The sequence below is a fragment of the Microbacterium sp. SORGH_AS_0862 genome (genome assembly GCF_030818795.1).
Taxonomy (GTDB): Bacteria; Actinomycetota; Actinomycetes; order Actinomycetales; family Microbacteriaceae; genus Microbacterium.
The window spans coordinates 3,212,298-3,226,458 of the sequence record NZ_JAUTAY010000001.1 but is presented as its reverse complement, the minus strand read 5'-3'; the positions used below and the strand labels follow the sequence as shown (position 1 = coordinate 3,226,458).

General features: G+C 70.2%; 11 protein-coding genes. 2 read left to right on the top strand and 9 right to left on the bottom strand.

Annotated elements, in window-relative coordinates; translation table 11 throughout:
* Window position 1: 1 nt before the first annotated feature.
* The 6 genes from QE377_RS15845 to gatC are packed head-to-tail and all read right to left on the bottom strand — an operon-like array spanning window position 2 to window position 5,540.
* A complete protein-coding gene (locus QE377_RS15845) occupies window positions 2-541 on the bottom strand; it encodes a hypothetical protein (protein ID WP_307325163.1) in 540 nt (179 codons plus the stop codon).
* 1 nt (window position 542) lies between these two features.
* Window positions 543-863: a hypothetical protein gene (locus QE377_RS15840; protein ID WP_307325160.1), complete on the bottom strand. Its 321-nt coding sequence runs from the start codon at window positions 861-863 to the stop codon at window positions 543-545.
* Between the two features lie 44 nt (window positions 864-907).
* Window positions 908-2,164 (bottom strand): DNA polymerase IV, encoded by a 1,257-nt coding sequence (gene dinB, locus QE377_RS15835; protein WP_307325157.1) that lies wholly within the window; start codon window positions 2,162-2,164, stop codon window positions 908-910.
* A gap of 51 nt (window positions 2,165-2,215) precedes the next feature.
* Entirely contained in the window at window positions 2,216-3,730 is a 1,515-nt protein-coding gene (gene gatB / locus QE377_RS15830; protein ID WP_307325154.1) for an Asp-tRNA(Asn)/Glu-tRNA(Gln) amidotransferase subunit GatB, read from the bottom strand.
* The gene (gene gatA, locus QE377_RS15825; RefSeq protein ID WP_307325151.1) at window positions 3,730-5,244 is read right to left on the bottom strand and encodes an Asp-tRNA(Asn)/Glu-tRNA(Gln) amidotransferase subunit GatA; all 1,515 of its coding nucleotides are present in this window, start codon (window positions 5,242-5,244) and stop codon (window positions 3,730-3,732) included. Before gatA ends, gatB begins: the two co-directional genes overlap by 1 nt.
* Window positions 5,241-5,540, bottom strand: a complete 300-nt coding sequence (gatC, locus tag QE377_RS15820; protein ID WP_137417120.1) for an Asp-tRNA(Asn)/Glu-tRNA(Gln) amidotransferase subunit GatC — start codon at window positions 5,538-5,540, stop codon at window positions 5,241-5,243. Before gatC ends, gatA begins: the two co-directional genes overlap by 4 nt.
* Window positions 5,541-5,595: 55 nt before the next feature.
* Between gatC and QE377_RS15815 the strand changes: the two genes are divergently transcribed.
* On the top strand, window positions 5,596-7,293 hold the full coding sequence (locus QE377_RS15815; protein WP_307325144.1) for a long-chain-fatty-acid--CoA ligase: 1,698 nt from the start codon (window positions 5,596-5,598) through the stop codon (window positions 7,291-7,293).
* A 6-nt stretch (window positions 7,294-7,299) separates the two neighbouring features.
* Here QE377_RS15815 and ligA read toward each other — a convergent pair whose 3' ends face one another.
* The 3 genes from ligA to QE377_RS15800 all read right to left on the bottom strand — a co-directional run bounded on the left by ligA (window position 7,300) and on the right by QE377_RS15800 (window position 12,001).
* The gene (ligA, locus tag QE377_RS15810; protein ID WP_373459540.1) at window positions 7,300-9,636 is read right to left on the bottom strand and encodes an NAD-dependent DNA ligase LigA; all 2,337 of its coding nucleotides are present in this window, start codon (window positions 9,634-9,636) and stop codon (window positions 7,300-7,302) included.
* A gap of 61 nt (window positions 9,637-9,697) precedes the next feature.
* Complete coding sequence (gene mnmA, locus QE377_RS15805; RefSeq protein ID WP_307325140.1) at window positions 9,698-10,807, bottom strand: tRNA 2-thiouridine(34) synthase MnmA; 1,110 nt, start codon at window positions 10,805-10,807, stop codon at window positions 9,698-9,700.
* A 9-nt stretch (window positions 10,808-10,816) separates the two neighbouring features.
* Window positions 10,817-12,001, bottom strand: a complete 1,185-nt coding sequence (locus tag QE377_RS15800; RefSeq protein WP_307325139.1) for a cysteine desulfurase family protein — start codon at window positions 11,999-12,001, stop codon at window positions 10,817-10,819.
* A gap of 73 nt (window positions 12,002-12,074) precedes the next feature.
* Here QE377_RS15800 and glgX point away from each other — a divergent pair, with 73 nt between their 5' ends.
* Window positions 12,075-14,159 carry a glycogen debranching protein GlgX gene (glgX, locus tag QE377_RS15795; RefSeq protein WP_307325137.1) on the top strand — a complete coding sequence of 695 codons (2,085 nt, stop codon included), beginning with the start codon at window positions 12,075-12,077 and terminating at the stop codon, window positions 14,157-14,159.
* Window positions 14,160-14,161 lie beyond the last annotated feature (2 nt).

Genomic DNA, 14,161 nt, shown 5'->3' with positions numbered 1-14,161 from the left:
GTCAGACGTTGACGACGTGCGTCGCGAGGGAGCGCGGGTCGTTCTCGCTCAGGTGATCCCGCTCCTGAGCGGCCCAGCGGTCCCAATGCGGCTCGTACGTCGCACCGTCACGTCGCAGTGCCCGCTCCCGTCTCACGGCGTCCTCCGCCTCCACCCAGACGCGCACCGGCACCAGAGCGGCCGCCGCCGGTGTCAGGACGCCAGCGCCCTCGACGATCAGGGGCGTTCCCGGCGCGACCTCGTGCCACGCTGCCGGCGCGTCCGACTCCCAGTCCCAGCCCTGCCAGCGGCCGACCCTCCCCTGCGCCAGCGGCTCCAGCACGCCGGCGATCGCCGCATCCGCACCCCGACGCAGTCCATCCCATCCGGGATAGAGCCGATCCAGCGACAGGACGACGAATGCGGGCCGTGCGGCGGCGAGCTCGCGTGCGAGCGTCGTCTTGCCCGCGCCGGAGCGACCGTCGATGACCACGAGACGCGTCGGCCCGCACGCGTCGAGGGATGCGGCGATGTCGGCCAGCGAGGCGCCGCCCTGCGGCACGTTACTTCTTGAGGGCGCGGATCACGCGGCTCAGCGCGCGACCGGCGACGAAGACGAACGGAATCGCGACCGCGAGCAGCGACACCAGGTTCGGCTCGAAGCGCAGGTCGTCGCCCTTGCGGATGTAGGCGCCCAACGGAACCGTGTACCCGCCACCCCCGCCACCCTCGTTGCCGCTGTCGTCGGAGCCTCCTCCGAAGCCGTGCCACGACAGCGCGACCGGAATGAAGCGCACGCCGTCGACGTCCTGCTGATCGCCGTAGACGGAGGTGACGCCGAGGGATGCGGACTGCTTACCGAGGTCGAGAACGAAGTTGGCCATGCCCCCACGCTAACGGCAGATACGCACGACGCCTACGCCTTGACTCAGTCGGACCGGGGTGGACGAGGGTGCGAGGGCAGCGATCCGCCGGCGCGCGGCGCTCCGAGCAGCGCCGCGCGGGTGACCGCTCCGCGGCCGAAGCGGCTCGATGCGTCGTCGAGGGCCTCTTCGACGCGTCGCCACTCGGCGTCGTCGTCCCACAGGGTCGCCATCATGCCGGAAGAGCGCAGATTCTCGCCTCGCACCCCGATGAGCCGGACGGGCAGCGAGCGGTCGACTCCCGCGAGCAGACGCAGCGCGGCGTCGCCGATCCGCTGGCCCACAGCCGTCGGCTCGGGCAGGGTCACCGACCGGGACAGGGTACGGAAGTCCGCGAAACGCACCTTGATGGCCACCGTCGCCGCCTCGACATCATGCGCTCGAAGTCGGGCGCCCACCCGGTCGGCGAGACGTCGCACTTCGGCACGGAGCACCGTGTCGTCGTCGACGTCCTCATGGAACGTCTCCTCGTGGCCGATGCTCTTGTCGGTTCGCTCGATGGACACCTCACGCGCATCCTCCCCGCGCGCCAGCTGCCAGACGCGCTCCCCCATCGCCGCACCGAGGGCTTTCTCCAGCACCGACCTAGGGGTCTCCAGGACGTCGCCGATCGTGCGGATGCCTCGGGCTTCGAGGACCTCTGCGGAGCGGGGGCCCACGCCCCACATCGCACGAACCGGCCGGGGCGCGAGGAACGCCGCGGTGTCGGCGGCCGCGATGATCAGCAACCCATCGGGCTTGCTGAGCGTCGACGCCATCTTCGCGACGTGCTTCGTCGCCGCCGCTCCCACGCTGCAGACGAGGCCGGTGTGCTCGAGCACCCGGGCACGCAGCAGCCGCGCGATCGTCCCCGGGCTGCCCCAGAGGCGGCGCGAACCGCGCACGTCCAGGAACGCCTCGTCGATCGACAACGGTTCGACCAGCGGGGTGAATTCGCGGAAGATGTCCATGACCTGCGCCGAGAGCGCCGTGTAACGGTCGAAGCGCGGCGGCACGATCACCGCGGACGGGCACAGCCGCATGGCCTGGGAGACCGGCATGGCGGATCGAACGCCATAACGACGCGCCTCGTACGACGCGCTCGAGACGACGCTGCGGCCTTCGGGCGATCCGATGATCAGCGGCTTGCCCGCCAACGACGGATCGTCGAGCACGGCGACGGCCGCATAGAACGCATCCATGTCGACGTGAAGGATGCCCGCGCCGGTGTCGTCGGCATCGGCTGGCGACACGATGCGCCCGGATCCGTCGCCGCGTCCCATACGATCATTCTCCCGCGGACCGCCGACATCGCGGCCCGCGGGAGAGCCGGGTCACTGTGCGGCGCGCTCCAGCACCAGCTCGCGAACGCGGGCGGCGTCGGCTTGCCCCTTCATCGCCTTCATGACCGCGCCGATGACGGCACCCGCGGCCTGGACCTTGCCGTCGCGGATCTTCGCCAGCACGTCGGGCTGGGCGGCCAGCGCGTCATCGATCGCGGCGATGAGCGCGCCGTCGTCGGAGACGACCGCGAGTCCGCGGGCGTCCACGACCTCCTGCGGCGAGCCTTCGCCGGCGATGACGCCCTCGAGGACTTGACGTGCGAGCTTGTCGGTCAGCGTGCCGGCATCCACGAGCGCCTGGAGGGCGGCGACGTCGGCGGGGGTCACGAGGTCCGCCGCTTCGCGCTCCTGGGCGTTCGCGACGCGCGTGATCTCACCGGTCCACCATTTGCGCGCGGCGGCAGGGCTCGCACCCGCGGCGATCGTCGCCTCGACCTCGACGAGGAGTCCGCCGTTGGCGACGTCTTGGAACTCGAGGTCGGTGAAACCCCACTCGGCCTTCAACCGACGACGGCGAGCCGCCGGCGGTTCGGGAAGCGCAGCGCGCAGCTCCTCGATCAGCTCGGGGGCCGGGACCACGGGCAGCAGATCGGGCTCCGGGAAGTATCGGTAGTCGTCGGCATCCGACTTCGGACGACCCGGCGACGTCGTCCCCGTGTCCTCGTGCCAGTGCCGCGTCTCCTGCGTGATCGTGCCGCCTGCGGCGAGGATGGCCGCCTGACGCTGGATCTCGTAGCGCACGGCACGTTCGACGGAGCGCATCGAGTTGACGTTCTTGGTCTCGGTGCGCGTGCCGAGCTTCTCCGCACCGCGCGGGCGGAGCGAGACGTTCGCGTCACAGCGCAGGTTGCCGCGCTCCAGGCGGGCTTCCGAGATACCCAGAGAGAGGACGATGTCGCGGATGGCCGCGACGTACGCCTTGGCGATCTCCGGGGCCCGGCGCTCGGCGCCGAAGATGGGTCGCGTGACGATCTCGACAAGGGGCACGCCGGCTCGGTTGTAGTCGACGAGCGAGTACTCGGCGCCCTGGATGCGACCGGTCGAGCCGCCGACGTGGGTGAGCTTGCCTGCGTCCTCCTCCATGTGGGCACGCTCGATCGGAACCGTCACGATCGTCCCGTCGGCGAGCTCGATCTCGACCTGCCCGTCGAAAGCGATCGGTTCGTCGTACTGCGAGATCTGGTAGTTCTTGCCGAGATCCGGGTAGAAGTAGTTCTTCCGCGCGAACCGGCTGGACGGCGCGATCGAGCAGCCGAGGGCGAGCCCCAGGCTGATCGAGGAGCGGATCGCCGTCGCGTTGACGACCGGCAGCGCGCCGGGCAGCCCCATGTCCACGGGCGCGACGAGCGTGTTCGGCGCTGCCTGGTGGTTGTCGGGGTGCGCGGGGTTCGGCGCGGCCGAGAACATCTTCGTGTGCGTGTTGAGCTCCACGTGGACCTCGAACCCGAGCACGGGCTCGAACAGCTCGAGAGCCTCGTCGAAGTCCATCAGTTTGTCCTTGGCCATCAGCGGGTCCCTCCCAGCACGGGGGCGCGATCGAGCAGCGGCCCGCCCCACGAATCGACGAGCAGCGCCTCGAGCGCCGCCCCCACGCGGTACAGGCGCGCATCCTCACGCGCGGGCGCGAGGAACTGGATGCCGACCGGCAGGCCGTCCTCGGCCGCGACGCCCGACGGCACGGATATCCCCGGCACACCGGCCAGGTTCGCCGGGATGGTGGTCACGTCGTTCAGGTACATCTGCAGCGGGTCGTCGATCTTCTCGCCCAGGCGGAACGCCGTCGTGGGCGCGGTAGGCGTCGCGATGACGTCGACCTTCGCGAACGCCTCGTCGAAGTCGCGCTGGATCAGGGTGCGCACCTTCTGGGCGCTGCCGTAGTAGGCGTCGTAGTAGCCCGCGGAGAGAGCGTACGTGCCGAGGATGATGCGACGCTTCACCTCGTCGCCGAAGCCGGCTTCCCGGGTGGCGGCCATCACGTCCTCGACCGTGGCTGCGGTGTGCGGGCTCACCCGCATCCCGAAACGGACGGAGTCGAACTTCGCGAGGTTGCTCGACGCCTCGGCGGGCAGGATGAGGTAGTAGGCCGCGACACCGTACTCGAAGTGGGGGGCACTGACCTCGACGATCTCCGCGCCCTGCGCCTCCATGGCCGCGAGAGCCGCGCGGAACGAGTCCGACACTCCCTGCTGGAAGCCGCGGTCGTCGAGTTCACGGATGACGCCGACCTTCAGGCCCTTGAGGCTCTCGCCCATGGCACCTTCACGCGCCGCAGCCGCGAACGACGGCCAGGCGTCGGTGAGCGACGTGGAGTCGTGAGGGTCGTGACCGGCGATCACGTCGTGCAGCAGAGCGGAGTCGAGAACCGTTCGCGTGACAGGCCCGACCTGGTCGAGGCTCGAGGCGAGTGCGATCGCACCGTAGCGGCTGACACCGCCGTAGGTCGGCTTCACGCCGACCGTGCCCGTCACGTGCGCGGGCTGACGGATGGAACCGCCGGTGTCAGAGCCGAGCGCCAGCGGCGCTTCGAAGGCGGCGACGGCGGCCGCCGAGCCGCCGCCGGAGCCTCCCGGGATGCGATCGAGGTCCCACGGGTTGCGGGTGGGGCCGTACGCGGAGTGCTCGGTGGATGAGCCCATCGCGAACTCGTCCATGTTGGTCTTGCCCAGGGGCACGAGGCCGGCGGCCCGGGCCCGCGCGACGACCGTCGCGTCGTAGGGCGACATGTAGCCCTCGAGGATCTTTGACCCGCTCGTGGAGGGCATGTCGGTCGTGACGAGGACGTCTTTGATGGCCAGCGGCACGCCTGCCAGCTCGCCCAGCACCTCGCCGCTCGCGCGGCGGCCGTCGATCTCCGCGGCCGCGGCCAGCGCGCCCTGGTTGACGTGCAGGAACGCGTGGACATCACCATCCACCGAGGCGATGCGATCGAGATGCGCCTGGGTCGCCTCGACGCTGGACACCTCGCCCGCGGCGAGCTTGGCGGCGAGATCCGCCGCGCTGAGACGGATGATGTCGCTCACTGCTCCTCCCCCAGGATCGCCGTCACGCGGAAGCGGTCCTCCGCCGCATCCGGCGCGTTCTGCAGAACCTCGGCGAGAGACAGCGCCTCGCTGTGCTCGTCGTCGCGGAAGACGTTCTGCAGCGGGATCGGGTGGCTCGTCGCGACGACATCGGGGGTCGCGACCTCCGACACCTTCGCGATGTTGTCGACGATCGCGTCGAGCTGACCGGTGAGGCGCCCGACCTCCTCGTCGCTCAATTGGATCCGGGCGAGGACGCCGAGATGGCGCACGAGATCTGGGGTGATTTCCGACACCCCGACAGTCTAGTTCGGCCCCGCCCGGACCCCGGGCGCCCGTAGGCTGTGCCGGGTGACGACCTTCGATCCTCCCCGTCCCTGGGTCCGCAGCTACGCCGACGGAGTGCCCGACGACCTCGAACCGGTATCCGGCTCCCTCGTGGATATCGTGCAGGCCTCGGCACGGGAGTATCCGGATGCGGTCGCACTGCAGTTCTTCGGGCGCGAGACCACCTACCGGGAGCTCGACCGAGCCATCTCCCGCGCGGCGGCCGGACTCCACGCACAAGGCGTCCGCCGGGGCGATCCCGTCGCGATCGTCCTGCCCAACTGCCCCCAGCACATCGTCGCCTTCTATGCCGTCCTGCGCCTCGGCGCCGTCGTCGTCGAGCACAATCCGCTCTACACGGCGCGCGAGCTGCGCAAGCAGTTCGAGGACCATGGCGCCAAGCACGCCATCGTCTGGAGCAAGGTGGCGGCCACCGTGCAGGCCTTCCCGAAGGACGTCCGCGTCTCGACACTCGTCACGGTGGATCTGACGCGCGCGATGCCCTTCACGACCCGGGCCGCACTCCGCCTGCCCATCGCCAAGGCCCGCGAGTCCCGTGCGGCGCTCCACGCGAAGGTCCGCGGCGGTGTCGACTGGGACCAGCTGCTGCGCAGCGAACCGCTTCCGGCCTCGCATCCCGCGCCGGCGGCCGACGACCTCGCCATCATCCAGTACACGAGCGGCACCACCGGCACCCCCAAGGGCGCCAAGCTCACGCACCGGAACCTGCTCGCCAACGCGGCGCAGTCGAGGGCATGGGTGCCCTCCATCCATCGCGGCGAGGGATGCGTCGTCTACGCCGTCCTGCCGATGTTCCACGCCTACGGCCTGACCCTCTGTCTCACCTTCGCCATGTCGATGGGCGCGCGGCTCGTGCTGTTCCCGCGCTTCGACCCCGACATGGTCCTCACTGTGACCAAGAAGCACCCCGCGACCTTCCTGCCGCTCGTGCCGCCGATCGCCGACCGGCTCCTGCAAGCGGCGCAGGCGAAGGGCATCTCGCTCGCGGGAACGCGGATCGCCATCTCCGGCGCCATGGCGCTGCCGCACGAACTCGTCGTGCCGTTCGAGAAGGCGACGGGGGGCTACCTGGTCGAGGGCTACGGGCTCAGCGAGTGCTCGCCGGTCCTGATGGCGAACCCCGTCGCCGAGAACCGGGTGCCCGGGACCGTGGGGCTTCCGCTGCCCGGCACCGAATGCCGGGTCGTCGACCCTGAGAACCCCCGGGTCGACGTCGCTCCCGGCTCCGCGGGCGAGCTGCTCGTGCGCGGACCGCAGGTCTTCTCGGGCTACTACGGCAAGCCGGAGGCCACGGAGGAGGTCTTCGTCGACGACTGGTTCCGCACGGGCGACATCGTCACGATCGACGAGGCGGGCTTCGTCCGCATCGTCGATCGGATCAAGGAGCTGATCATCACGGGCGGCTTCAACGTCGCACCGACCGAGGTGGAGAACGTTCTGCGCCAGCATCCGCAGGTCGAGGATGTGGCCGTCGTCGGCCTCCCCGACGAGCATGCGGGCGAGGAGGTCGTCGCCGCCATCGTGGTCACCCCCGGTGCCGAGGTCGACACCGAGGCGATCCGCAGCTACGCGCGCGGCATCCTGACGCCGTACAAGGTGCCGCGGCGCCTGTTCATCGTCGAGGAGTTGCCGAAGTCGCTCATCGGGAAGGTGCTGCGCAAGCAGGTGCGCGAGCACCTGCTTGCCGAGACGGCCCGCTGAGCGGACTCAGCCCGCGTCGGGCGCCAGCGCGTCGAGTGCCGCTGGTCCCTGCTCCACGAGGATGCGGAACTGCGCGGCGTCGATGATGCGCACGCCGAGCTGTTCCGCCTTCGCCAGCTTCGATCCGGCGCCCGGCCCCGCCGCCACGAAGTCGGTCTTCTTGGAGACGCTGGAGCCGGCCTTCCCGCCTGCCGCGAGGATCGCCTCCTGCGCACCCTCTCGCGTGTAGCCCTCGAGGGTTCCGGTCGCCACGACCGTCAGCCCCTCGAGCACCCCGCCCTCGACGACGGCGGCGCCCGGACCGGGGTGTCCGGGCGTGGACAGCTGAGCTCCCGCCGCCTCCCAGCGATCGACGATCTCGCGGTGCCAATCGACCTCGAACCAGGCGATGACCGCATCCGCGATGATCCCGCCCACTCCCTCGACGGCCGCCAGCTCCTCGCGGCCCGCGGACCGGATGGCCGAGACGGATCCGAACCACTGCGCCAGCGCCCGTGCCGCAACGGGTCCCACGTGGCGGATGTTGAGTGCGACGAGGAAACGCCACAGCTCCTTCGTCTTCGCCTTCTCCAGCTCCTCCAGCAGCGTCAGCGCCTGCGCCGACGGCTGCGGCGTCAGCAGACCGGACTTGCGCTCGGCGGGCGTCGGATTGCGGCGGAACGGTGCGCGCCGCACCGGCTCGCCGGTGGCGTCGTCCAGCTTCGGTTCGCCGGTTTCCGCATCGCGCACGACGACCTCGATCGGAACGAGTTCCTCGAGGGTCAGATCGAACAGGCCTGCCTCCGTGTCCAACGGCGCCCGCGCCTCGCCATCCGCCTGCGTGAGGGCCGCCGCCGTCACCTCGCCGAGCGCCTCGATGTCGAGCGCACCGCGGGAACCGATGTGCTCGACCCGGCCCCGGACCTGCGCGGGACACGAGCGGGCGTTCGGACAGCGCAGATCGACGTCGCCCTCTTTCGCGGGAGCGAGCGGAGTACCGCACACGGGGCAGTCTCGCGGCATCACGAACGCGCGCTCGGAGCCGTCACGGAGCTCGACCACCGGTCCGAGCACCTCGGGGATCACGTCGCCGGCTTTGCGGAGCACGACCATGTCGCCGATGAGCACGCCCTTGACCTTGACGACGTCCTGGTTGTGCAGTGTCGCCTGACGCACGACCGAGCCCGCGACACGTGCCGGAGCCATCACCGCGAACGGGGTCGCGCGGCCCGTGCGCCCGACCGAGACGACGATGTCGAGGAGGCGGGTGTTCACCTGCTCGGGCGGGTACTTGTACGCGATCGCCCAGCGCGGCGCTCGGCTCGTCGCGCCCAGCTCGTCGTGGAGCGCCAGCTCATCCACCTTGACGACGATTCCGTCGAGTTCGTGCTCCACATCGTGACGATGCTCGCCGTAGTGGGCGACGAACCCGAGGACGCCGTCGATGTCGTCGAAGGTCTTGTAGTAGGGACTCGTCGGCAGTCCCCACTCTGCGAGCAGGTCGTAGATCTCGCTCTGAGAGGCCACCGGAGGCGCGGTCCAGGCGCCGATGCCGTGCACGAACAGCCGTAGCGAGGCGAGACGTGCCTGACCGGCCTCGAGCTCGAGGCCGTCCTTCTTGTCGAGTTGCTGACGCAGTCCGCCGCTGGCGGCGTTGCGCGGATTCGCGAACGCGGGGAATCGGCGGTCGGCACTGAGGCGCGCCCGCTCTTCGGTGAGATTGCCGCGCTCACGGGCTTGTTCGATGACGCGTTCCCGCATCCGCGCCTGCAGAGCGTTGAGCTCCTCGAAAGCGGCGACCGGGATGAAGACCTCGCCGCGCACCTCCACGAGAGGGGGGTGACCGGTGCCGCTCAGTCGTTCGGGGATCCCCTGGACGCGCAGCGCGTTGACGGTGACGTCCTCGCCGATCCGCCCGTCGCCGCGCGTGGCGGCCGAGGTGAGCACCCCGTTCTCGTAGCGGAGGCTGATCGCGAGCCCGTCGATCTTCAGCTCGGTCAGCCACCGCACCGGCCGGCCCGCGGAAGCCTGGGCCTTGACGCACCATTCCCGAAGCTCCTCCGGGCTGAAGACGTTGTCCAGACTCAGCATCCGCTCGGCGTGTTCGACGGGCGCGAACATCGTCGTGGATGCCGCGCCGACGCTGAGCGTGGGGGAATCCTGTGTCTGCACCTCGGGGTGCAGCCGCTCGAGCTCTTCCAGCCGGTGGATCCAGCCGTCGTAGGTGGCGTCGTCGACGAGCTCGGCGTCTTCGCCGTAGTACGCATCGCGGGCGCGGAGGATGCGCTCCGTCAGCTCTGCTGCTTCCGCGCGAGCCTCCGCGAGGGTCGTGTCATCGTCGATCGAGTCACCGGCTTGCGTCACGGATCGAGTCTAGGTCCGCCCTCCGACACCGCCAGATCGGTGCGCGGCGCCGCTCTCGCGCCTAGGATGCGGCGACGGAGTCGACCGGCACCGCCGAAACCGTGCGGTCGACGGTGAACTGGCCAAGCACACGCGTGCCGAGATAGAGCACGGCCGTCTGTCCGGGTGCGACACCGTCGAACGGCTCCACCGGACGCACCACGACACCCTCGTCGGTGACCTCGGCATGAGCGGGCACCGGATCGGCGTGGGCACGGATCTGCACCTCGCAGGAGAATGCGGCCTCGGTCGGAGCCGAGCCCGCCCAGCTGAAGCGCGCGCCGGCGATCTCTGCCGTCGCCAGCGCCTCCTTCGGCCCCACCACGACGGTGTTGCTCACCGGACGCACTTCGAGCACGAAACGCGGTTTGCCGTCGGATGCGGGAACACCGAGCTGCAGCCCGCGCCGCTGTCCCACGGTGAACGCATGGGCCCCGTCATGGCGCCCGACGACGGCACCCTCGCGATCGAGGATGTCACCCTGCTCTGCACCCACGCGCTCGGCGAGCCAGCCCCGCGTGTCGCCGTCGGGGATGAAGCAGATGTCGTGACTGTCGGGCTTCTGGGCGACGGTGAGGCCCCGCTCGGCCGCCTCCGCACGCACCAGGGCCTTCGACGGGGTGTCGCCCAACGGGAAATAGGTGTGCGCGAGCTGCTCGGCCGTGAGGACGCCGAGCACGTACGACTGGTCCTTGGCCTGGTCGCTCGCCCGGTGCAGCTCCCGGCCGTCCGGCCCGTCGACGAGCAGCGCATAGTGCCCGGTGCAGACCGCGTCGAAGCCCAGCTCGAGAGCGCGCTCGAGCAACGCCGCGAATTTGATCAGTTCGTTGCAGCGCATGCACGGGTTCGGCGTGCGCCCGGCCCGATACTCCGAGACGAAGTCGTCGATCACGTCGTCGCGGAAGCGCTCCGAGAAGTCCCAGACGTAGAAGGGGATGCCGAGCTTGTCCGCCGCGCGACGCGCGTCCATGGCGTCCTCGATCGTGCAGCAGCCGCGGCTGCCGGTGCGCAGCGTGCCACCCGCACGGGACAGGGCGAGGTGGACTCCCACCACCTCGTGTCCGGCGTCGACGGCGCGCGCCGCAGCAACGGCCGAATCGACGCCGCCGCTCATCGCCGCCAGAATCCGCATCATGCCAGTCTACGAGGACGAGACGGTACGAGCTCCGGCAGCACGCGCACGCTCGGCGGCCCAGGGCAGAGCCTCGAGGAAAGCGTCGACGTCGTCCGGGGTCGTCGTACGACCCAGGGTGATCCGCAGCACGGAACGCGCCGCCTCCTCGTCACGCCCGAGTGCGCGCACGACGTGCGAGGGCTCTGCGATCCCCGCTTGACACGCAGACCCCGTCGAGACCGAGATTCCGCGGGTGTCGAGCAGGAACAAGAGTGTCTCCCCCAACGCACCGGGCACGAGCAGATGCGCATTGCCGGGGATGCGGCGCACGGGGTCGCCGAGCAGCTCGAGTCCCGGCACGAGCGCGCGTGCCCGGCTCACCAGCCGGTCCCGCAGCTCAGCGAGACGCACGGCCTCCGCATCCCGCTCGGCCGCGGCGAGTTCCGCCGCCACGGCGAAGGCCGCGGCACCCGCGATGTCCTGTGTTCCGGCCCGCAGTCCCCGCTGCTGTGCGCCCCCGTGCATCTGCGCACCGATCCGCGCGGACCGAGCGCTGACGAGAGCACCCGTGCCCACCGGACCGCCGACCTTGTGCGCCGACAGGCTCAACGCCACCAGACCCACGCCCGCCGGAACATCACCTCGCCACCGTCGGAAGTCCACGGGAACCTGGCCGAACGCGGCCACGGCGTCCAGGTGCAGCGGCACCAGGGCGGATGCGGCGCGCGCTGCGAGCCCCGCCGCATCGGAGAGGGTGCCGACCTCGTTGTTGGCGACCAGCGCCGTGGCGAACGCGGCACCACCGAGGGCCGACGCGAAGCCCTCGAGGTCGACCTCGCCGAGCGGGCTCAGCCGCACGGGTCTCACCTCGGCATGCTGTGCGTCGACGAGGGCCGCGACCGAGTCGATCGTCGCGTGGTGCTCCCCGTCCGGGAGCACCACCGCCTCCGCACCGTCGGCACGGGTCGCCCACAGACCCTTGACCGCGAGATTCACGGACTCGGTGCCGCCGGAGGTGAACACGACCTCGATGGGATCCGCGCCGACGACCGCGGCGAGCCGTTCTCGTGCGTCCTCAAGCACCCGGCGCGCCGCCTGTCCGCCGCCGTGCACGGAAGAGGCGTTTCCCGTCGTCGCCGCCGCGTCGAGCCAGGCCTCTCGCGCCTCAGGACGCAACGGACTCGACGCCGCATGGTCCAGATAGATGTGCACCCGTCCACTGTCGCACGCGCAAGGTCACCGGGCGTCATCAGTTCGTCATGCGCGGATGGCTAGGGTTGTGGGCATGGTCAGCCCGACAACGACCTCAGCTCCCGCGCTCTCGCAGGTCCTCGACCCCGCTCTCGACGACCTCGGCGTGCGTCTGCACGACGACGGCGGCACCCTGCGCGTCTTCTCGCAGGCGGCCGACTCTCTCGATGTGGTGATCTTCGACGCCGACGATCTCGACTGGGCGACGGCGATCCTGCCGATGCAGCGTCGCGAGAGAGGAGTCTGGGAGATCACCTCCGAGCTCCTGGTCGCCGGCGCACGCTACGCGTTGCGGGCCGCGGGGCCGTTCGGGGCCGGCAACATCTTCAATCCGCAGACGCTGCTCCTCGACCCGTACGGCCGCGGGATCGTCAGCAGCGGCTTCGGCGACTGGCGTTCGGTCGTCGTCGATCGCGGTTTCGACTGGGGCGAGGTGCGAAAGCCGGCCGTCCCGCTGGATCGAACGATCGTCTACGAGGCGCACGTCAAGGGGATGACCAAGCGGCATCCGGGTGTCCCCGCAGCGCTGCACGGCACCTACGCGGGGCTCGCGCATCCCGCCATGATCGAGTACTTCCTCGACCTGGGCGTCACGACGATCGAGCTGCTGCCCATCCATGCGTTCGCCTCCGAGCCCCGCCTGCTGCAGCTGGGACTCGACAACTACTGGGGGTACAACACCCTCGGCTTCTTCGCACCGCACGCCGCCTACGCGACCGACCAGGCGCGCCGCGAGGGACCAGATGCGGTTCTTCGCGAGGTGAAGGGGATGGTGAAGCTCCTGCACCAAGCCGGTCTCGAGGTCGTCCTCGACGTGGTCTACAACCACACCGCGGAGGAGGGCATCGGCGGGCCGCGCTCGAGCCTGCGAGGTCTCGACAACCGCGCCTACTACCGGCAGCAGGAGGACGGAACGTACATCGACGTCACCGGATGCGGGAACTCCGTGAACACGGCGACGGATGCGGGTGCGCGTCTCGTCCTGGACTCCCTGCGCTACTGGGCGCGCGACGTGCAGATCGACGGGTTCCGGTTCGATCTCGCCACCACTCTCGGACGCGACGATCAGCATCGCTTCACGCCGGAGCATCCGCTGCTGCGGGCGATCGCCGACGACCCGGAGCTCGCCGACACGAAGAAGATCGCCGAGCCGTGGGACGTGGGCATGGGCGGATGGCAGACGGGGAACTTCGGCGACGGCTGGCACGAGTGGAACGACCGTTACCGCGACCGCGTGCGCAACTTCTGGCTCTCGGACGTCGACTATGCGCGCCGCGCCTCCACGGCACCGGTGGGCATCGGCGGATTCGCCACACGGCTCGCGGGCTCCTCGAACACGTTCAGTGCCGAGCGGGGTCCGCTGGCGTCCATCAACTTCGTCACCGCTCACGACGGCTTCACCCTCAACGACCTCGTCTCCTACGACGTCAAGCACAATCTCGGCAACGGCGAGCACAACCGCGACGGCGCCGACACGAACCGGTCCTTCAACCACGGCGCGGAGGGCGCGACCGACGACGAGCGGATCCTCGCCACCCGCCGAAAGGCGATGCGCAATCTCATGGGCACGCTCCTGCTTTCGGCGGGGGTCCCGATGATCACCGCCGGTGACGAGTTCGGCCGGACCCAGCGCGGCAACAACAACGCGTACTGCCACGACTCGGCCCTCACCTGGCTGTCGTGGGAGCATCGCCCCTGGCAGCGGGACCTCTTCTCGCACGTACGGCGTCTGATCGAGCTGCGCGCGGAGAATCCGGCGCTCCGCCCCATCCGCTTCGCACGCCTCGACGAGGAGACGCCGTCCGCGTCCGTCATGGAGTGGTACGACGAGCGCGGCGAGACCATGTCGGGCGAGCGATGGAACGATCCCGCGCACCGCACGCTCCAGTACGTCGCGGCGTCGACCCCCGAGTTCGAAGAGTTCAACCGCATCCTGCTCATCGTGCACGGCAACGAGACCCCGGTGGATGTGCGCCTTCCGGTCATCGACGGAGTCAGCCGCTACGTTTCGCTCTGGTCCAGCGCGGAGGAGTCGCCCTCGCTGGAGGCACCCGTCCTGGCACCCGGCGACGTCGTTCCGACTCCCCCGACCTCGATGCATCTCTTCCGCGCCGAATAGCA